This window comes from Nioella sp. (assembly GCF_964229645.1).
Taxonomy (GTDB): Bacteria; Pseudomonadota; Alphaproteobacteria; order Rhodobacterales; family Rhodobacteraceae; genus Nioella.
This window is the reverse complement of sequence record NZ_CAXREX010000007.1, coordinates 1-19,114: the sequence shown is the minus strand read 5'-3', so window position 1 is coordinate 19,114 and position 19,114 is coordinate 1. Positions and strand designations below refer to the sequence as shown.

Annotated in this window: 19 protein-coding genes and 1 pseudogene; 14 read left to right on the top strand and 6 right to left on the bottom strand. The window is 67.1% G+C overall.

Annotated elements, in window-relative coordinates; genetic code table 11:
- Positions 1 to 885: aspartate carbamoyltransferase catalytic subunit (locus ACEQXV_RS00460; RefSeq protein WP_370267360.1), on the bottom strand; the 885-nt coding region annotated here is incomplete at its 3' end.
- A 320-nt stretch (positions 886 to 1,205) separates the two neighbouring features.
- A complete protein-coding gene (locus ACEQXV_RS00455) occupies positions 1,206 to 1,652 on the bottom strand; it encodes a GNAT family N-acetyltransferase (protein WP_370267359.1) in 447 nt (148 codons plus the stop codon).
- Between the two features lie 74 nt (positions 1,653 to 1,726).
- Here ACEQXV_RS00455 and ACEQXV_RS00450 point away from each other — a divergent pair, with 74 nt between their 5' ends.
- The 5 genes from ACEQXV_RS00450 (at position 1,727) to ACEQXV_RS00430 (ending at position 8,588) form a co-directional block, all read left to right on the top strand.
- On the top strand, positions 1,727 to 2,506 hold the full coding sequence (locus ACEQXV_RS00450; RefSeq protein WP_370267358.1) for a uracil-DNA glycosylase family protein: 780 nt from the start codon (positions 1,727 to 1,729) through the stop codon (positions 2,504 to 2,506).
- A complete protein-coding gene (locus tag ACEQXV_RS00445; RefSeq protein ID WP_370267356.1) occupies positions 2,503 to 3,102 on the top strand; it encodes a metallophosphoesterase family protein in 600 nt (199 codons plus the stop codon). Before ACEQXV_RS00450 ends, ACEQXV_RS00445 begins: the two co-directional genes overlap by 4 nt.
- Positions 3,099 to 3,641: a molybdenum cofactor biosynthesis protein B gene (moaB, locus tag ACEQXV_RS00440; protein ID WP_370253646.1), complete on the top strand. Its 543-nt coding sequence runs from the start codon at positions 3,099 to 3,101 to the stop codon at positions 3,639 to 3,641. The genes ACEQXV_RS00445 and moaB overlap by 4 nt, the downstream gene beginning before the upstream one ends.
- 85 nt (positions 3,642 to 3,726) lie before the next feature.
- Entirely contained in the window at positions 3,727 to 5,193 is a 1,467-nt protein-coding gene (locus ACEQXV_RS00435) for an efflux RND transporter periplasmic adaptor subunit (RefSeq protein WP_370253645.1), read from the top strand.
- Positions 5,190 to 8,588: an efflux RND transporter permease subunit gene (locus tag ACEQXV_RS00430; RefSeq protein WP_370267354.1), complete on the top strand. Its 3,399-nt coding sequence runs from the start codon at positions 5,190 to 5,192 to the stop codon at positions 8,586 to 8,588. The genes ACEQXV_RS00435 and ACEQXV_RS00430 overlap by 4 nt, the downstream gene beginning before the upstream one ends.
- Positions 8,589 to 8,610: 22 nt before the next feature.
- Here the strand turns inward: ACEQXV_RS00430 and ACEQXV_RS00425 are convergent, their stop codons facing one another.
- Positions 8,611 to 9,432, bottom strand: coding sequence for a protein-disulfide reductase DsbD domain-containing protein (locus ACEQXV_RS00425; RefSeq protein ID WP_370267352.1), 822 nt, complete (start codon positions 9,430 to 9,432; stop codon positions 8,611 to 8,613).
- Between the two features lie 134 nt (positions 9,433 to 9,566).
- On the opposite strand from ACEQXV_RS00425, the gene ACEQXV_RS00420 reads away from it, so the two are divergent.
- Entirely contained in the window at positions 9,567 to 10,124 is a 558-nt protein-coding gene (locus tag ACEQXV_RS00420; RefSeq protein WP_370255452.1) for a YqgE/AlgH family protein, read from the top strand.
- Positions 10,125 to 10,293: 169 nt separating this feature from the next.
- Here ACEQXV_RS00420 and ACEQXV_RS00415 read toward each other — a convergent pair whose 3' ends face one another.
- Entirely contained in the window at positions 10,294 to 11,253 is a 960-nt protein-coding gene (locus tag ACEQXV_RS00415) for an L-threonylcarbamoyladenylate synthase (RefSeq protein WP_370255454.1), read from the bottom strand.
- Positions 11,254 to 11,356: 103 nt separating this feature from the next.
- Between ACEQXV_RS00415 and ACEQXV_RS00410 the strand changes: the two genes are divergently transcribed.
- The 5 genes from ACEQXV_RS00410 (at position 11,357) to ACEQXV_RS00390 (ending at position 15,434) form a co-directional block, all read left to right on the top strand.
- Positions 11,357 to 13,054 (top strand): acyl-CoA dehydrogenase, encoded by a 1,698-nt coding sequence (locus ACEQXV_RS00410; RefSeq protein WP_370267351.1) that lies wholly within the window; start codon positions 11,357 to 11,359, stop codon positions 13,052 to 13,054.
- On the top strand, positions 13,051 to 14,079 hold the full coding sequence (locus ACEQXV_RS00405; protein WP_370251982.1) for an MBL fold metallo-hydrolase: 1,029 nt from the start codon (positions 13,051 to 13,053) through the stop codon (positions 14,077 to 14,079). The genes ACEQXV_RS00410 and ACEQXV_RS00405 overlap by 4 nt, the downstream gene beginning before the upstream one ends.
- A complete protein-coding gene (locus ACEQXV_RS00400) occupies positions 14,076 to 14,552 on the top strand; it encodes a DUF6173 family protein (RefSeq protein WP_370251980.1) in 477 nt (158 codons plus the stop codon). Before ACEQXV_RS00405 ends, ACEQXV_RS00400 begins: the two co-directional genes overlap by 4 nt.
- Positions 14,553 to 14,644: 92 nt before the next feature.
- Positions 14,645 to 14,785 (top strand): aa3-type cytochrome c oxidase subunit IV, encoded by a 141-nt coding sequence (locus ACEQXV_RS00395; protein WP_370251979.1) that lies wholly within the window; start codon positions 14,645 to 14,647, stop codon positions 14,783 to 14,785.
- A gap of 4 nt (positions 14,786 to 14,789) precedes the next feature.
- Positions 14,790 to 15,434 carry a hypothetical protein gene (locus ACEQXV_RS00390; RefSeq protein ID WP_370251978.1) on the top strand — a complete coding sequence of 215 codons (645 nt, stop codon included), beginning with the start codon at positions 14,790 to 14,792 and terminating at the stop codon, positions 15,432 to 15,434.
- 38 nt (positions 15,435 to 15,472) lie between these two features.
- On the opposite strand, the gene denD is transcribed toward ACEQXV_RS00390, so the two are convergent.
- Both denD and rpsU read right to left on the bottom strand, forming a co-directional pair.
- On the bottom strand, positions 15,473 to 16,435 hold the full coding sequence (gene denD, locus ACEQXV_RS00385) for a D-erythronate dehydrogenase (protein WP_370251977.1): 963 nt from the start codon (positions 16,433 to 16,435) through the stop codon (positions 15,473 to 15,475).
- Positions 16,436 to 16,572: 137 nt separating this feature from the next.
- On the bottom strand, positions 16,573 to 16,779 hold the full coding sequence (gene rpsU / locus ACEQXV_RS00380) for a 30S ribosomal protein S21 (RefSeq protein WP_025310998.1): 207 nt from the start codon (positions 16,777 to 16,779) through the stop codon (positions 16,573 to 16,575).
- 113 nt (positions 16,780 to 16,892) lie between these two features.
- Between rpsU and ACEQXV_RS00375 the strand changes: the two genes are divergently transcribed.
- The 3 genes and pseudogenes from ACEQXV_RS00375 to ACEQXV_RS00365 all read left to right on the top strand — a co-directional run.
- A complete protein-coding gene (locus ACEQXV_RS00375) occupies positions 16,893 to 17,594 on the top strand; it encodes a COQ9 family protein (RefSeq protein WP_370251975.1) in 702 nt (233 codons plus the stop codon).
- Positions 17,595 to 17,597: 3 nt separating this feature from the next.
- Positions 17,598 to 18,587, top strand: coding sequence for an NAD(P)H-quinone oxidoreductase (locus ACEQXV_RS00370; RefSeq protein WP_370267347.1), 990 nt, complete (start codon positions 17,598 to 17,600; stop codon positions 18,585 to 18,587).
- 234 nt (positions 18,588 to 18,821) lie between these two features.
- Positions 18,822 to 19,114 (top strand): annotated as a pseudogene (locus ACEQXV_RS00365) (MFS transporter); the annotation flags it as partial.

The window sequence follows — 19,114 nt, the reverse complement described above, 5'->3', positions numbered from 1 at the left end:
CACGGCGACGCCCATTTCCACCTGTTCCTGGATGACGGAACGGTTGATGTCGTCGGCGATGGTGCCGTCGATCTCCACCCCCCGGTTCATCGGGCCGGGATGCATGACGATGGCGTCGGGCTTGGCGCAGGAGAGCTTGTCAGCGTCGAGCCCGAAGCGGTGGTAATATTCGCGCTCGGACGGGATGAAGCCGCCGTCCATGCGTTCCTTCTGAAGCCGCAGCATCATCACCACGTCGGCCCCTTCCAGACCTTCACGCATGTCCTCGTAGACCTCGACGCCCCAGTCGGCGGCGCCGGACGGGATCAGCGTCGGCGGGCCCACGAGCTTCACCCGGTTTTCCATTTTGCCCAGGAGCAGGATGTTCGAGCGCGCCACGCGGGAATGGGCGATGTCGCCGCAGATCGCGATGTTGAGGCGGTGGAGCCGCCCCTTGGCGCGGCGGATGGTGAGCGCATCCAGAAGCGCCTGCGTGGGATGTTCGTGGCGCCCGTCGCCGGCGTTCAGCACCGCGCAATTCACTTTTTCCGCCAGGAGGTTGACCGCCCCGGAATGGGGGTGGCGCACGACCAGGAGGTCGGGGTGCATCGCGTTCAGCGTCAGCGCCGTGTCGATCAGCGTTTCGCCCTTTTTCACGGAGCTTGTCTGCATCGACATGTTCATCACGTCCGCCCCGAGCCGCTTGCCCGCCAGTTCGAAACTGGCCTGGGTGCGGGTGGAGTTCTCGAAGAACATGTTGATCTGGGTCAGCCCCGCCAGCGCGTCGCCATGCTTGGCCCCGCCGCGGCCCTGTTCGGCGTATCGGTCGGCAAGATCGAGAAGCGTGGTGATTTCGGTGGGGTGCAGGGGCTCGATGCCCAGAAGGTGGCGCTTGGCGAAGGTCATGGCAGCCCGTCCGGTATGGTCCTGTCGCGGTATAGGCAGCGCCGCGGCGCGGGGCAAGTGCGGGCGTCCCGAAAGGGGGGTGCCGGGCGTACACCCCCCGTACACCCCCTGTGCACCCCCCGTGCAGACGAAACGGGGTTTCGACGCCTTTCGGCGCCGACCGGGGAGCGGCCCTCGTCGACCCCCGGCCTGTCGCCGGGGGCACTCCTCCCGCCGCAGTTGCCACGGGATATCTGCAAGCGGTGCCGCGTCACGGGTAAGGGTGGACTTGGTGGAGAGGGGCATGCCTCCGGCGGGGGTCTTTGGGCAAAGAAGATGGATCAGTCCGGCGAGACGGGCTTTTCCATCATGACCTTGGGTCCCGACATTTCCGAGTTGGTCCAGCCAAGATGCCGGTAGAGCCCGATTGTCCGGGCAAGGGCGCTATGGGTGGCAAGGCGCAGCGTCGCGAGGCCCCGCTGGCGGGCGACCCGTTCGGCCTGCTGCAGGAGGGCGGTGGCGATGCCCGTCCCGGAGGCGGCGGGATGAACGGCGAGGTTTTCGACCTGGAGATGATCCGTCCCGATGCGCAGGACGATGACGCCTGCGATATCGGCCCCGGACTGGGCGACGAAGACGGGTGTTTCCTCAATCGTCTCGGCTACGCCTTCTTCGACCGGGGGAAGGGCGATGCCCTGGGCGCGGTAGGGAGCGTAGGCGGCGCGAAGGGTTTCGGTCGCGCCGGGGGCATCCCCGGCCATTGCAGGGCGAATGTGGAATGCGGTCATTCGAGGGCTCTGGGTCACTTTCGGGTAGTCTGTCGCCCATTTACCTTGCTTGCAACCGGGCCTAGCTTGGGGGGATGGAGTCGGAGCTCGATTATCATACGGCGCTGGCCTGGCTGGATTGGCAGGTGGAGCTTGGGGCGGACGAGGCGATTTCCGAGGCCCCCGTGAACCGTTTCGAAGCGGTGCAGGAAGCTATGACCGCGCCGGTTGCGACCGGACCGGTCGCCCCTGCTGCCGTGCAGGTGGCGGAGGTCGACCCGGTCGTCGAGGCGCGCAAGGCGGCGGCCCGTGCCGGGAGCCTTGATGAACTGGCCGCGGAGATGGAGGGCTTTGCCCATTGCGAGTTGCGCCAGGGCGCGCGCAGCTTCGTCTTTGCCGATGGCAACCCGGCGGCGCGGGTCATGATCGTGGGGGAAGCCCCGGGCCGCGACGAGGATGTCCAGGGCAAGCCCTTCGTGGGGCGCGCGGGGCAGCTGTTGGACCGGATGTTCGAGGCGATCGGCATGGGGCGGCTGGCCCCGGATGCCGAGCAGGCGATCTACATCACCAACATCCTGCCCTGGCGCCCGCCGCAGAATCGCGACCCGCACCCGGTGGAGATGGCGATGATGCTGCCCTTCGTGCAGCGCCATATCGAGCTGGCTGCACCCGATATCGTCGTGATGATGGGCAATATCAGCTGCCAGGGGCTGCTGGGCCAGCGGGGGATCACCCGGCTGAGAGGCACGTGGCAGGAGGTCATGGGGCGGCCCGCTCTGCCGATGTTCCACCCCGCCTTCCTGCTGCGCCAGCCCGTGCGCAAGCGCGAGGCATGGGCGGACCTCCTGGCCCTGAAGGCGAGGCTGCGCGGATGAAGATCCTGGCGTTTTCCGACCTGCACCTGGCGCGCGCGCGCGCCGCCGAGATCGTCGCGGCCAGCGCCGGGGCCGACCTGGTGATCGGGGCGGGCGACTTTTGCAACATGCGGCAGGGATTGCCCGAGGCGATGGCGTTGCTGGAGGGGATGCAGGCGCCGATGGTGGCCGTTCCCGGCAATGCCGAAAGCGCGGACGAGTTGCGTGCGGCGGCCGGGCCGGGCGTGACGGTGCTGCACGGCGATGGCTGCACCATCGACGGACTGAAGATTTTCGGGCTTGGCTACGGCGTGCCGCGCACGCCCTTCGGGGCCTGGTCCTGCGATCTGAGCGAAGCCTTCGCGGCCGAATTGCTGGCGGGCTGCGAAAAGGCGCATGTTCTGGTCACGCATTCGCCCCCCAAGGGCGTGGCCGACATGACCTCGGCCGGACAGTCCGTGGGATCGACGGCGATCCGCGCGGCAATCGAGCGCATCCGCCCCCGGCTGGCGCTTTGCGGCCATATCCATGACAGTTGGGGCAAGGAAGGCCGGGTCGGCGCAAGCCGCGTCGTCAATCTCGGCCCACGTGTCAGCTGGTTTGAGGTCGACCCATGAGCCGTATCGACGAAAGCAAGGATTTCATCCCGGTCCGCATCGCGGTTCTGGCCGTGTCCGACACGCGAAGCCTGGCCGAGGACAAGTCGGGAGACGTTCTGGAGGGGCGCATCCGCGAGGCGGGGCACGTGCTGGCCGACCGCAAGATCCTGCGCGATGAGCGGGCCGAGATCGCGGCGCAGCTGCGCGCCTGGTGTGCCGATCCGGACATCGACGTCATTATCACAACCGGGGGCACCGGGCTGACGGGCCGCGACGTGACGGTCGAGGCACATCGGGATGTCTACGAGAAGGAGATCGAGGCCTTTGCCACGGTCTTTACCATGGTTTCGTTCCAGAAAATCGGCACGAGCGCGGTGCAGAGCCGCGCCACCGGGGGCGTGGCGAACGGCACCTATCTCTTCGCGTTGCCGGGTTCGTCCGGGGCTTGCAAGGATGCGTGGGATGACATCCTGCGCTGGCAGCTGGATTACCGGCACCGGCCCTGCAACTTCGTCGAGATTTTTCCCCGGCTGGAGGAACATAAGCGACGGAAATGACGCGCTTGTCCGTGTCAGCTAATGCTTGGCGCTTTGCCGCCACCGATCTATCTAGCTTGGTAGACACTCTACAAGGCTTCGGCCCATGCGCTTTTTCCGACGCTCCCTGGCGGGGCTTTTCCTGATTTCTCTGACCGTGGGGCTGCTTGCCCTGGCGGGCAGCACCGTCTACTCGGCCCTGCAGGAGCGCTGGGCGCGCGAGGGGCGGCCGTCGATCGCGCGCGAGCGGGTGTTTGCCGCCGAGGTCACGATGCTGGAGGTCGGACGCGCCACCCCCGTGCTGACCGCCTTCGGCGAGGTGCGCAGCCGCCGCATGCTGGAACTGCGCGCGCCCGCGGCGGGCACGGTCCTGACGCTGGCCGAGGGGTTCGAGGATGGCGGAGCGGTCGAGGCCGGGGCGCTCTTGATGCGGATCGACCCGGCCCAGGCCCAATCGGCGCTGGACGTGGCGGCGGCCGATCTGCGCGAGGCGGAAAACAGCCTGGCCGAGGCCGAGGCGGCGGTGGAACTGGCCCGCGAAGATGTCGAGGCCGCGCGAATGCAGGCGGAACTGCGGGACCGGGCCCTTGCCCGCCAGCAGGATTTGCTGGAACGCGGGGTGGGTTCGGCGGCCACCGTGGAAACGGCGGAACTGGCCGCGGCGGGTGCCCACCAGGCGGTGTTGTCGCGGCGGCAGGCATTGGCGCAGGCCGAAGCGCAGCTGGACCAGGCGGGCACCGCGCTGGAACGTCGCCGCATCGCCTTTTCCGAGGCCGAACGGGAACTGTCCGAAACCGCACTGCGCGCCGAATTTGCCGGCGTTCTGGCCAATGTGGCGGTGGTGCAGGGTGGCCTGGTCAACCAGAACGAACGGGTGGCCACGCTGATCGACCCCGATGCGCTGGAGGTCTCGTTCCGCGTCTCGACCGCGCAATATGCGCGGCTGCTGGACGAAAACGGCCAGTTGCCGGAGGCCGCGGTGACGGTGGTGCTGGATGTGCTGGGGGAGGATTTCACCGTGCCTGCCCGCCTGACGCGCGAAAGCGGGGCCGTGCAGGAGGGCCAGTCGGGCCGATTGCTGTTTGCAGAGCTGTTGGAAACGCGCGGCTTTCGCGACGGGGATTTCGTGACCGTGCGCCTGGAAGAGCCTGAACTGCGCGGCGTGGCGATCCTGCCCGCGACGGCGCTGGATGCCGAGGGCTTCGTTCTGGTCCTTGGCGAAGAGGACCGGCTGGACGAGGTGCAGGTGACGCTGATGCGCCGCCAGGGTGATGACGTGATCGTGCGGGTTCCCCCGCAGATAAATGGCGCCGAGGTGGTCGTGGCCCGCTCGCCCGTTCTGGGGGCGGGCATCCGGATCAACCCTCTGCGCCCGTCGGCTGACGGTGCGGAGGTGCCTTCGGAGCCGGAGACCATCGCGCTCGACCCCGAGCGGCGGGCCCGGCTGGTGGCGTTCGTGGAGGGTAACGGCTTTATCCCCGAGGACGTGCGCGCCCGTCTCTTGCGCCAGTTGCAGGAAGATGAAGTGCCCGCGCAGATGGTGAACCGGCTTGAAAGCCGAATGGGCGGATGAGACAGCTTCCCGACAGCGCGGGAGGAATCCTCTCCTATTTCACGCGCCACAGGACGGCGGCGAACCTTCTGCTGCTGATCCTGATCGTGGTCGGCCTGGTCATCTTCCCGCGCATGCGCGCGCAGTTCTTCCCCGATGTGGTGGTCGACAATGTCAGCGTCTCGATTGCCTGGGACGGGGCCGGTGCCGAGGATGTGGACGAGGCCATCGTGGCGGTGCTGGAGCCTGTTCTACTGGCGGTGGAGGGCGTCACGGAAAGCGCTGCCACCAGCCGCGAAGGGCGGGCCACGATCCGGCTGGAGTTCGAGCCGGGGTGGGACATGGGGCGTGCCGCCGACGAGGTGCAGGTGGCCGTTGACAGTGTCTCCACGCTGCCAGAGGACGCCGAGGATCCCGTGGTGCGGCGCGGCGTCTGGCGCGACCGGGTGACCGATGTCGTCATCTCGGGCCCCGTGGGAGTCGACCAGCTTGGCCGCTTCGCCGATGAATTCGTGGCGCGGCTTTTCGATCAGGGGGTCACGCGCACGACGATCCGGGGCGTGGCTGCGCCCGAGATCATGGTCGAGGTTCCTTCGGCGGCGCTGATCCATAACGACGTGTCGATGGCTGAGATCGCACAAGCCATCGGTGCCGAGGTCGATACCAGCCCTGCCGGGGATGTGACCGGGGCCAATGCGCGGGTGCGCACCGGGGTCGCCCGGCGCACGGCGGTGGACATCGCCGGGATCGTCCTGCGCTACAACGAGGACGGGTCGGCCCTGACCATCGGCGATGTGGCTACCGTCAGCGAAGAAGGGGTCGACCGGGAGCGTGCCTATTTCGTGGGCGATCACCCGGCGATTTCGGTGCGCGTGGACCGGTCCGACCGGGGCGATGCCATCGGCATCCAGCGCACCGTAGAAAGCATCGCCGCCGAGATGGAACTGACCCTGCCCGAGGGCGTCGAAATCGAGCTGATCCGCACCCGGGCCGAGGCCATTACAGGGCGTCTCAACATCCTGATGGATAACGGGCTGATGGGGCTTGGGCTGGTGGTCCTTCTTCTCTTCCTGTTCCTCAATGCACGCACCGCCTTCTGGGTGGCGGCGGGTATTCCGGTGGCGATGCTGTCGGCGATCACGCTGATGTATATCGCGGGGCTGACCATCAACATGATCTCGCTTTTCGCGCTGATCATCACCCTGGGCATCGTGGTGGACGACGCCATCGTCGTCGGGGAACATGCCGATTTCCGGTCGCGCAGGCTGCGCGAGAGCCCCGTTCAGGCGGCCGAGAACGCCGCACGGCGCATGGCCGCCCCCGTCTTCTCGGCGACGATCACGACGATCCTGGCCTTCGCGGGGCTGGTGGCCATCGGCGGGCGCTTTGGCGAGTTGATCGCCGATATCCCCTTCACCGTGATCGCGGTGCTGACGGCAAGCCTGGTGGAATGCTTCCTGATCCTGCCCAACCACATGGCCCATGCCCTGGCGCATTCGGCAAAGGAACACTGGTACGACTGGCCGAGCCGGGTGGTGAACAGGGGCTTTGGCTGGGTGCGCGACACGCAGTTCCGCCCGCTGATGCGGCTGGTGATATGGGCGAGATACCCGGTGCTGGCCGGGGTGATCGTGGTGCTGGCCAGCCAGGTCGCCGTCTTCGTGCGGGGCGATGTGACCTGGCGCTTCTTCAACGCGCCCGAGCAAAGCTCGGTCTCGGGCAATTTCGCGATGCTGGAAGGCGCCAGCCGCGAGGACAGCCTTGCCATGATGCGCGAAATGCAGCGCGCGGCCGAGGCCGTGGCCGAGCGATACGAGGCCGAATACGGTGCCAGTCCCCTGACTTTCGTGCTGGCCGAAGTGGGGGGCAATACCGGCTTTGGCCTGTCGATTGCCGACAACAAGGACCCCGACCTTCTGGGGTCGCTGGCGATCGAGCTGATCGACGCCGATCTCAGGCCCTATTCCAGCTTCCAGTTCGTCGCCGATTTGCAGGACGAGGTGCGCCAGCACCCGCTGGCCGAGGCGGTGAGCTTCCGCGGATGGCGCGGGGGGCCGGGGGGCGACGCGATAGACGTGCAGATATTCGGGGCCGAAACCGAGGTGCTGAAGGCCGCCGCGATGGCGGTGCAGACCGCGCTTGGGGCCTATCCCGAGGTGTCGGGGCTGGAAGACACGCTGGCCTATGACCGCGAGGAGTTGATCCTGGAGCTGACCCCACAGGGGCAAGCGCTCGGGTTCGACATTGGCTCGCTCGGGCGGGTGCTGCGCAACCGGCTGAACGGAATCGAGGCGGCGACCTTCCCGTCGGGGGTGCGCACGGCGTCGATCCGCGTGGAGCTGCCCGAAGGGGAACTGACCGCCGATTTCCTCGACCGGACCCTGCTGCGCGCGGGGTCGGGCGAGTATGTGCCGCTGGCCGACCTGGTGTCGGTCACCTCGCGCACGGGGTTTTCCACCATCGAGCGCGAGAACGGCCTGAGGCTGGTCTCGGTCACCGGCGACCTGTCCGAGGATGACCCGGCGCGCGCCGAACAGGTGATGGCCGAACTGGCCGACGTGATCCTGCCGCAGATCGAGGCGGAATACGGGGTCGGCTACCGGCTTGCGGGGCTGGCCGAGCAGGAAAACGAGTTCATGAACGACGCGATGCTTGGCTTCGGGCTGTGCCTGGCCGGCATCTACCTGGTGCTGGCCTGGATCTTCGCCAGCTGGACCCGGCCCATCGTGGTCATGGCGATCATTCCCTTCGGGCTGGTGGGCACGATCTATGGTCACGCGTCCTGGGACGTGCCGATGAGCATGTTCACGGTGGTGGGGCTTATCGGGATGACCGGGATCATCATCAACGATTCCATCGTGCTGGTGACAACGGTTGACGAATATGCCCGCGACAGGGGGCTTGTGCCCGCCATTGTCGACGCGGTGGCCGACCGCCTGCGCCCCGTGCTGCTGACGACGCTGACCACCGTGCTGGGGCTTGCGCCGCTACTTTACGAGCGGTCGGCGGATGCGCAGTTCCTGAAACCCACGGTGATCACGCTGGTTTACGGGCTTGGCTTCGGGCTGGTCGTGGTGCTGCTGGTGGTGCCGTCGATTATGGCCATGCAGCAGGATGTTGCGCGCCAGATGCAGGCGTTGCGGCGCGGGCTGGGAGCGATGGCGCGCGCGCCCTTGATGGGGGCGGGTGTCGTGCTGGCCGTGCTTGGCGTGGCGGGGCTGTTTGCAGCTACGCTTGGCGCGCAGATCGTGACCGGGGCGATGCCCTGGGGTCTGGCGGATGCCCTGCCCGTCGAGGGCGCGCGCGGGGCTTTCCTAGCTTTCGTGGCGGGAACGGCTGCGATCTGCCTTGGGCTGTGGCTGATCGGGCTGCTGGTGGGCGCGGGGATTGCCCTGCGCCGCAGGGCAGGCGCGTGAACGTCCCCCCGTTCGGGGCGTCTTAGCTGCGGCAGCCGATGATCTCGACCGCGCCGCGCCCGCCGATCACGGTGATCCGCAGACTGGACCGGTCCAGTGCGAAGGGGCCGGCATCGGGCGGGACGATATCGGCGCTGGCCATGAGGGTGCTGCCTTGCCGTGTGACCGTCGCCTCGGAGACCCAGATCGCCGGATCGGGCAGTTCGAAGACCACAGCCTCGGACCGGCCCTGGGCAGAAACGGGGATGCGGGCCTCGACCCGGAGACCGTCGGAAATCGGAGTCAGGGCACAGGTCACCGTCCCGGCCCCGGCCTCGGAGGCCGTAAGCGGTCGGTCGGCCAGCGCGGCGGCAACGCGCGGATCGGGGCGGCCTCCGGCCGGAAGCGTGCCGCTGAAGTCGAGCGTGACGGGCATGCAGATATCGTGGCAGACGCCGATATCGAACTGCCCGGCAAGGCGCAGCGCGCCATGGCCTTCGGCCAGCGCAACCTCCAGCGGGAACACCACGTCAGAACTGTAGCCGATCGACTGCATGCCGTTCGATTGGAACACCTCTGGCACAGGCCAGTGCAGCGCCGCGCCAAGCAGGCCGCGCCGGTCGCGCAATTGCAGGCGGGGGGGGATGCCCGCTTCGCCGGGTGACCGCCAGTAGGTTTTCCAGCCCGGGGCAAGCCGCACCAGGAGACCGGCCATATGGGTACCGTCCGCCCGGCGCCAGCCTTCGATCAGTTCCAGCTCGACCACGTCCTCCATCGTGCGCGCGTCGGTCTGGGCCGTGGCGGCGATCGGGGTGGCCAGAAGGCAAAGCGCGCAAAGCGCGGCATGGGCTAGGCGTATGATCATCCTGCTGAGGTAGGGGTTGGCGTGCGGGAAGGGAAGTCACGATTTGGCGACCCCGTGTTTCAGGCCGGACCGCAAGCTTGCTTGCACATGCCAGCGATTGCGCACATGCTTGGACCAAAGGCGCACGGCGGGACATGACAACCGATCTGACCGGACAGCTTCTGATCGCGATGCCCGGAATGGGCGACCCCCGTTTCGCGGGTGCGGTGGTGTTCCTGTGCGACCACTCCGAACAGGGCGCCATGGGGCTGATCGTCAACAAACCGGTTCCGGAACTGAGCTTTGCACAGATGATCGGGCAACTGGGGATCGACGCGATCAACCCGCCCCGCGTGCCTGTCCTCTTCGGAGGGCCGGTGGAAACCGGGCGCGGCTTCGTTCTGCACAGCGATGACTACGGCGAGGATGGCAACACGCTGCGGGTGAAAGGCGGCTTCGGCATGACCGCAACGCTCGACGTGCTGGAGGAAATCGCGCGCAGTAACGGGCCGGAGAAGGCGGTGATGGCGCTTGGCTATTCGGGCTGGGGCGCGGGCCAGCTGGAAGACGAGATCCAGCAAAATGGCTGGCTGACCTGTGAGGCCGATGCCGAGATCGTTTTCGGGCGCGACATGGGGGCGAAATGGGAGGCGGCGCTGGCCAAGCTCGGGGTGTCTGCGCTGATGCTGTCGGCAGAGGCCGGGCGCGCCTGAGGGCGGGGGGGGAGCGGTCCTCCTCAAGCCCCCCTTGCAGGGGAGCCTTCGTCGGCCCGCGTTGCCACGGAATGCGCGGAGAGCGATGGGGCCATGCCCCGGCCTGTGCGCTTGCGGAGCGCGGGGGAGCCTCCGGCGGGGATATTTTGAGGAACAATGAAGACGGGGGCTAGCGCGGTGCAGCGGCGCGGGCGAGGCGGTCGTTAATGGCACGACCGAGCCCGTGGTCGGGGATGGGGGCGACATGGATGGCGTGGGCCTTGCGGGCGGTGGCGAGGTCATCTGCCTTGTGCAGCGCGGAGAAGAGATTGGCCGCGGCTTCCACCAAGTCGCCGCCCTCGGACAGGGTGAGATCTGCCGGGCCCGGGCCGAAGCCGAGGCGGATCGTGCCCGGGTCATCCAGCGCGCTGCCCAGCACAACCGGGGTCCGGGGGGCGTAATGGGACGAGAGCTGTCCCGGGGCCTGCACCTTGCCGGGTGTCGTGTCGAGGATCAGGGGGCCGGTCAGCGCCTCGATCGCTTCGCGCGGCAGCCCGCCTTCGCGCAGGAGCCGGGTGCCCGTTTCGGCGGGGGCCAGGATGGTGGATTCAAGGCCGACTTCGCAGGCGCCGCCATCGAGAACGGCCGCGATCCTGCCGTCCAGTCCGGCCAGCACATGCCCTGCCGTGCTGGGGCTGATGCGACCCGAAGGATTGGCCGAGGGGGCGGCAACGGGGCCGCCGAAGGTTGCCAGAACGGCACGCATGACGGGATGGGCAGGCAGGCGAATGGCCACCGTGTCGAGCCCCGCCGTGACGAGAGGCGACAGCCCATGACCCTCGCGCAGCGGCAGCACCAGGGTCAGGGGGCCGGGCCAGAAGGCCGAGGCGAGCGCAAGGGCGGCCGCGTTCATGCGCGCGATGCGCTCGACGGCCTCCACCCCGGGCAGGTGCACGATGAGCGGGTTGAACCGGGGGCGGCCCTTGGCCTCGAAGATGCGGGCGCATGCCATGTCGCTGGTGGCGTCGCCTGCAAGCCCGTAGACGGTTTCAGTCGGCAGACCCACCAGCTGCCCCTCGGCCAGCAGGCTGGCCGCCCGGGCAATGCCGGCGGGATCGGGGAGCAGCGTTTCTGTCTTGCCGTGGGTCATCTGCGACGTAACGTTTCTGTTGATTGGGGCGGGTATGGCAAAATATCTGCCGCAAGGACAGGCCCATAGCGTTTGGCCCGGCCCGTGCCAAGGAGGAGTGACCATGCCCTATACCGCGCCCGTGACGGAATTCGACTTCATCTTCGAGAACATCGTCGGCCTCGACCGCGTTGCCGCGACCGAGAAATTCGCCGAAGCCACCCCGGACATGGTGACCGCGATCCTGACGGAAGCGGGCAAGATGGCCGAAACGGTGCTGGCGCCGCTCAATCGCGGGGGCGACTTGCAGGGGGCCTACCTGGAAAACGGCGTGGTGCGCACCAGCCCCGGCTTTGCAAACGGATACCGGGCGATTGCCGAGGGCGGCTATGTCGGCATGTCGGCGGATCCTGAACATGGCGGGCTTGGCCTGCCGATGGCGGTGACCACGGCGGTGAACGAGATGATCGGCTCGGCCTGCCTGTCGCTGCAGCTGAACCCGCTGATGACGCAGGGCCAGATCGAGGCGCTGGAGCATCACGCGAGCGAGGAGCTGAAATCCATCTACCTGCCCAAGCTGATTTCCGGCGAATGGTGCGGGACCATGAACCTGACCGAACCGCAGGCGGGGTCGGATGTGGGGGCGCTGCGCAGCAAGGCCGAGCCCAATGGCGACGGGACCTACGCGATCAGCGGGCAGAAGATCTACATTTCCTGGGGCGACAACGATTTCAGCGGCAATGTCTGCCACCTCGTGCTGGCACGGCTGCCCGACGGGGTGCCGGGCACCAAGGGGATCAGCCTCTTCATGGTGCCCAAGTTCATCCCGGACGAGAACGGCGAACCGGGCGAGCGCAACAGCCTGAGCGTGGTGAGCCTTGAACACAAGATGGGCCTGCACGGGTCCCCGACCGCGGTGATGCAGTATGACGGCGCGCGCGGCTGGATGGTGGGCAAACCCCACGGCGGCATGGCGGCGATGTTCACCATGATGAACAACGCCCGGCTTGGCGTTGGCGTTCAGGGGCTTTGCGTGGCAGAGGGCGCCTATCAGCACGCGCTGGCCTACGCGCTGGAGCGCAGGCAGGGGCGCAGCCCGGTCGAGGGGGGCACCGGCACGATCCTCGATCATGCGGATGTGCGCCGGATGCTGATGCAGATGAAGGCCGAGGTCTTCGCGGCGCGGGCCATCGCGCTGGACAACGCTGTTTCTATCGACATGGCCAATGCGACGGGCGATGCGGCATGGTCTGCCCGCGCGGCGTTGCTGACGCCCGTGACCAAGGCCTACGGGACCGAAACCGGGATCACTGTCAGCCAGATGGGGATCCAGGTGCATGGGGGCATGGGCTTCATCGAGGAAACCGGCGCGGCGCAATATCTGCGCGATGTGCGGGTGACGGCGATCTACGAAGGCACCAACGGCATTCAGGCGATGGATCTCGTGGCGCGCAAGATGATGGATGGCGGCGCGGCGATGTTCGCGCTGCTTGATGAGGTCGATGCAACCGCCGCGATGGGCGGCCATGCGGGGCTTGCGGATGCCGCCAAGGCCCTGCGCGCGGCAACCGAAACACTGGTTGGCATGGAGATGAACGACCGTTTTGCCGGTGCGGTACCTTACCTGATTGCCGTGGCGCGGGTTCTTGGCGGGCACTATCACCTCAAGGCGTCGCTGGCCGAGGGTCGCGAGGGCACGCGCAGCAAGCTGGCGCGCTTCTTCCTGGCGCGGCTCTTGCCCGAGGCGCATGGGCTGCTGGCGCAGGCGCTGGCCGGGTCTGAGGATGTCTATGCCCTCAGCCCGGACGAGTTCGCGGCGTGATCCGCTACCCGTTCGAAACGCCCCCCGCACCAGGCGAGGCCGTAGAGGTCGCCGAGGGCATCCTTTGGCTTCGCATTCCGCTGCCGATGGCGCTGGATCATGTGAACGTCTTCGCCCTGCGCGACGAGGACGGCTGGACCATCGTCGATACCGGGTTCGACAGCCGCAAGGCACGTGCCATGTGGGAGGACGTGCTGGCCGGGCCGCTTGCCGGGCTGTCGGTGGCGCGGGTTCTGGTCACCCATCACCACCCCGATCACGTGGGGCTGGCGGGCTGGTTCCAGTCCCGTGGCGCGGAACTGATCACCACCCGGACCGCCTGGCTGATGGCGCGGATGCTGGTGCTGGACGTGCAGGAGGCGCCTACCGAGGAAACGCTTGCCTTCTGGCGCGGCGCGGGGATGGACCCGGAGATCTTCGCCAAACGCGCGGCGGAGCGGCCCTTCAATTTCGCCGATGTCGTGGCGCCGATGCCGCTTGGCTATACCCGCATCCGCGAGGGCGACCACCTGCGCATCGGCGGCCGGGACTGGGACGTGCGGATCGGCCATGGCCATGCGCCGGAGCACGCCACCCTGTGGTGCCGCGATGAACCGCTTGTCCTTGGTGGCGATCAGTTGCTGCCCTCGATCTCGCCCAACCTGGGCGTCTACGCCACCGAACCCGCGGCCGACCCGGTGGCCGACTGGATCGAAAGCTGCGGTCACCTGGCCCGCTTCGCCCGCGCCGATCAACTGGTCCTGCCGGGCCACAAGCTGCCCTTCACCGGGCTGCCTGACCGGATGCACCAGCTGATCGAGAACCACCACGGCGCCCTGTCACGTCTGCGTGAGCATCTGCACACGCCCCGCGTCGCCACCGATTGCTTCCTGCCCTTGTTCAAAAGGCAGATCGGCGAAGGCACCTACGGTCTGGCCATGGTCGAGGCCATGGCGCATCTCAATCATCTTCTTGCCCTGGGCGAGGTCACGCGCGAGAAACGGGAAGACGGCGCGTGGCTGTGGCAGCTCAGGGGGGAGACGTGACGCAGGATATCCAGACTTCGGCCGAGGCGATGGAAGCCGCCGCGCTGCCCGATGCGCGGGTGGTGCATTGCGATCCCTGCACGCCGCCCACCCCCGAACAGCTGCCCCTTCCGCAAAAAGTGCAGGAAAAACCGCTGGAAGAGAAATCCGAGGCCGAATGGGCCTATGAGCGGATCATCCTCTATATCCAGAGCTTCGAAGAGCAGCTCGATGCCGAGCACGAGGTTGCCATGGGCTTTACCGGGTCGGACTCGGGCGTGATGCGGATCGAGGGGATGGGCTTCTTCGGCCCCGACATCCTGACCTTCTATGGCAGTGATGACCAGGGGATCAGAACCCAGATGATCCAGCATGTCTCTCAGTTGAATGTCACGCTGCGCGCGTTGCCGCGACTGCCGGACCGGCCGGCGCAGCGCATCGGGTTCCAGCTGGCGCAGGATCTTGAAACATCCGGGTCCGAAGGCAACACGTAAACCCTGCGGCGCTTTGCGACCCGTGACAGGCCCGGTGCAATCGGCTACATCGAATCGCGACGAAACACTTAAGACGAACGGGACAGACCCCAATGGCTGACAGCAACCACAAGCACGGCGAAATGGACATCCACGACCAGGAAGCGACCTTCAACGGGTTCGTGAAGTTCCTGACCAACTCGATCATCATCTGCCTTCTGATCGTCGTGGTCCTGGCGGTGTTCTTCCGGTGATGTGATGATGAAGCGCGCGTTCCTGGTACTTGGATTACTGTTCGGCCTGGCGGCTTGCGGAGCCGAGCCTGTCTGGGCCCCTGACGAAGCCGTGGCGCGCGCGCGATTCGAGCCTGCCGGTCCTCCGACCGTCACGCTTTACACGATGATCTCGAACCGGTCTGGCGCGGGCGGACATTCCGCGCTGATGATCGACGGGGAACAGCGCCTGCTGTTCGATCCGGCAGGCACGTGGCATCACCCGGCCGCGCCGGAACGCAATGACGTGTTCTTCGGAATCGGGCCGCAACTGCTGGATTTCTACATCGACTACCACGCGCGCGAGACCTACCACGTCGTCGTGCAGGAAGTGGAGGTCACGCCCGAGATCGCGGCTCAGCTGAGCCAGGCGGTGCTGTCCAACGGGGCGGTGCCCAAGGCGCAATGCTCGCTGTCGATTTCCACGATCCTTGGTCGGGTGCCCGGTTGGGGCCATATCGGCCGGTCCTACTTCCCCGTGCGCACGATGGAAGCCTTCGCGGAAATCCCCGGGGTGAGCACCGAGCGCATCTACGATGACGACACGGACAACAACCGCGAAATCCTTGCGCGACAAGCGCGCGAGGAAATGCGGGCCCAGACTGTCGCGGCGATCCTCGGCGACAGCTGATTCCCGGTTCTTGGGCTGAAGACCAGCACCCCGCGCCCTCAGGGCGCGGGGTGTTCGTTCATATGGGCGCTGATGATCGCGTCGATATCGGCATCCACCGGAAATCCCAGGGCGCGGGCCGCATCGCAGGAAAAGGCGCGGGGCCAGCTGCCGACGATGGCGGTGATCGTTTCATCGGGCTGGTCCTGAACACGGGCCAGCACCTCGGGTCCGGCCAGCCGCCCAAGTGCCTTCAGCATCTCGCCTGCGGTCACCGTCAGGCCGCGCCCGTTGACGGCGGCACCTGCCCCGAGGGCCCCCTTGGGCAATCCTGCCGCGTGGATCAGCGTGTCGACCGCGCAATCGGGCGAGGCGATCCAGAGCCCGGTGTCACGTGGCACCGGCAGGATTGCGAGTTGGCCCGCAAGCGGTTCGCGGATGATGCCGGAGACGAAGCTGGACGCCGCAGCATTGGGCGCGCCAGGGCGCACGGTGATCGTCGGCAGGCGCACGGTGCGCCCGTCCAGGTGCCCCTTGCGGGTATGATCGGCCAGCAGAAGCTCGGCCATGGCCTTTTGCGTGCCGTAGCTGCTTTGCGGGGTCAGGTGATGGGTGTCCGGCACCACCTCGGGCAGCGCGCCGCCAAAGACCGCGACAGAAGAGGTCGAGATGACCACGGGGCAGGTCGCGGTCGCGCGGATTGCCTCCAAAAGCGCCTGAACGCCAGAGAGGTTCACCCGGTAGCCAAGGTCGAAGTCTGCCTCGGCCGCCCCGGACACGATCGCCGCGAGTTGAAAGATCACGTCCGGACGCGCCGCCAGAAGACCTTCGCGCCCCTCTGCCCGGGTGATGTCGGCGGCCAGCGTTGTCACGGGGAACGGCGCATCGGGCGCATCGGGCGCCTGCATGTCGGCCAGGGTGAGCCCCGTGATGGGCGTTCCGTTCATCTCGCCCCGCGCCGCCAGCTTGCGCGCCAGTCGCGCGCCGATCATGCCGCCGCCACCGATGATCAGGATCTGCATCTACCGCTCCTCTTGTCGTCGGGCCGATCTAGCCATGCCTCTGGCCCGATGCCAAAGAAAAACCCCCGGGCCGGGTGGCGCGGGGGCGTCTTGTCGGGCAGCAGGGCCGCCCTTTGGTTCGCAAAGCCTGAAGGCCCTTAGAGGAGACCCTCGCGCTGCGCTTTCTTCCGAGCCAGCTTGCGAGCACGGCGAATTGCTTCGGCCTTCTCACGCGCTTTTTTCTCGGACGGCTTTTCGTAATGTTGCTTGAGCTTCATTTCACGAAAAACGCCTTCACGCTGCAGCTTTTTCTTCAGAGCCCGGAGGGCCTGATCGACGTTGTTGTCACGAACGCTAACCTGCATGTGGTTTTCACCACCTTTCTAAGTTGGAGTTGCAAGAATTTGCAGGAGGTGGCGCTATAGCAAAGGCCCGGCTATATGTCCAGCATCTGCCCGCGAGTGACCGGAGCCGACCGATGACCGACCTCAAGACCCAGATCCTCGACGCCGCGCTGGCCCATGTCGTCTTCGACGGCTGGTCAGAGGCGACGCTGACTGCCGCCATAGAAGACACGGGCGCCGATGCTGGCGAGGTGCGGGCGCTCTTTCCCCGCGGGCCGGTCGACCTGGCCATGGCCTTTCACCGCCGGGGCGACGACGCGATGGTCGCGGCCCTGACGCCCGAGGCGCTGGCGGGACTGAAGATCCGCGAGAAGATCACCTTCGCGATTCGCACCCGGCTGGAGCTGATGGCGTTCGACAAGGAAGCGGTCCGGCGCGGCACGACGCTCTTTGCCCTGCCCATTCATGCAGGCGACGGGGCCAAGGCGCTGTGGGAGACCGCCGACAAGATCTGGACCGCGATCGGGGACACCAGCGAGGATCACAACTGGTACACCAAGCGCATGACACTGTCGGGGGTCTATTCCTCGGTGGTGCTCTACTGGCTTGGCGACCATTCCGAGGGGCACGAGGCAACCTGGGCCTTCCTGGATCGCCGGATCGAGGACGTGATGCGGTTCGAAAAGCTCAAGGCGCAACTGCGCGACAGCAAGCTGTTGAAGCCGCTTATGGCTGGGCCGGAATGGCTGCTCGGCCATCTGAAGGCGCCGGGAAAAGGGGGCATGGCCGACATGCCGGGACATTGGGGCCGGGGCGACGGCCAGGGGGAAGGATAATCCATGAGCCTGCCAGAGACGATGCGCGCGATCGAAATTTCCCAGCCGGGCGGACCCGAAGTCCTGCGCCCGGTCACGGTGCCCGTACCCACGCCCGGCGCGGGGCAAATCCTGATCGCGGTCGAGTATGCGGGCGTGAACCGCCCCGATGCCTTGCAGCGCGCGGGCATGTATGCGCCGCCGCCTGACGCCTCGCCCCTGCCGGGGCTGGAAGCCGCCGGGACCGTAGCCGCCGTGGGGCCGGGCGTGTCGCGCTGGCAGGTGGGTGACAAGGTGACGGCGCTGCTGCCCGGCGGCGGCTATGCCGACTACGTGCTGACCCATGCCGATCACGCGCTGCCGGTGCCGCAGGGCATGTCGATGGACCGGGCGGCGGCCCTGTGCGAGACCTTCTTTACCGTCTGGTCCAACGTCTTCATGCGCGGCGGCCTGCAGGCCGGTGAGCGGTTCCTTGTCCATGGCGGATCGTCGGGCATCGGGACCACGGCGATCCAGCTGGCGCGGGAATTCGGCGCACGCGTCTTCGCGACCGCAGGCTCGGCGGAGAAATGCGCCGCCTGCGAGGACCTGGGCGCGGAACTTGCGATCAACTACCGTGATGAGGACTTTGCCGAGGTGATGCGTGGCATTGGCGGGGCGGACCTGATCCTCGACATGGTGGGTGGGCCTTATATTGCCAAAAACCTCAAGGCGCTGGCCGATGACGGACGGCTCGTGCAGATCGCGTTCCTGCAAGGCCCCAAGGCCGAGGTGAATTTCGCGCAGCTGATGACGCGGCGGCTGACGATGACCGGATCGACCCTGCGCCCGCAAAGCGTCGAGGCCAAGGCGCGGATCGCGGCGGAACTGGCGGCCCATGCCTGGCCCTTGCTGGAGACGGGCAAGATCGGCCCGGTGATGGATTCCGAGTTCGCCCTGGAAGATGCCGCCGCGGCCCATGCGCGGATGGAAAGCTCGGCTCATATCGGCAAGATCGTTCTGAAGGTCCGCTAAGCGGTTTCGCCGCCTGCGGCGTCGACCCGGGAGCGGCCCTCGTCAACCCCCGCGTTCGCGGGGGCATCCTCGGGCCGCGTTGCCACGGACAAGGCGCGAGCTGCGGGCTGGCCCTATGGGATTTGGTCCAGGCCGACCGCAGATGAACGCCCGACGCGTCAAGGCCAGGGGATTGCCACCACCCTGATTTTGGCGCTGAGTGCCCGGTATGGGGCCGAGTGCGAGGAAGTAGACATGCTGCGCATCCTGAGACATCCAATCTTCGTCCGCCTCTTCGCGGCGCAGGTTGTGGCGCTTTTGGGCACCGGGCTTCTGACCGTGGCGCTGGCGCTGCTGGCCTATGACCTTGCGGGGGATCGGGCGGGAACGGTTCTGGGCACGGCCCTGACCCTGAAGATGGTGGCCTATGTCGGCCTGTCGCCCGTGTTGGCAGCTGCCCTGGCGCATGTGCCGAGAAAGGTGGTTCTGGTGGGCGCGGACCTGATCCGGGCGGGGGTGGCGCTGGCCTTGCCGTTCATCGATTCCGT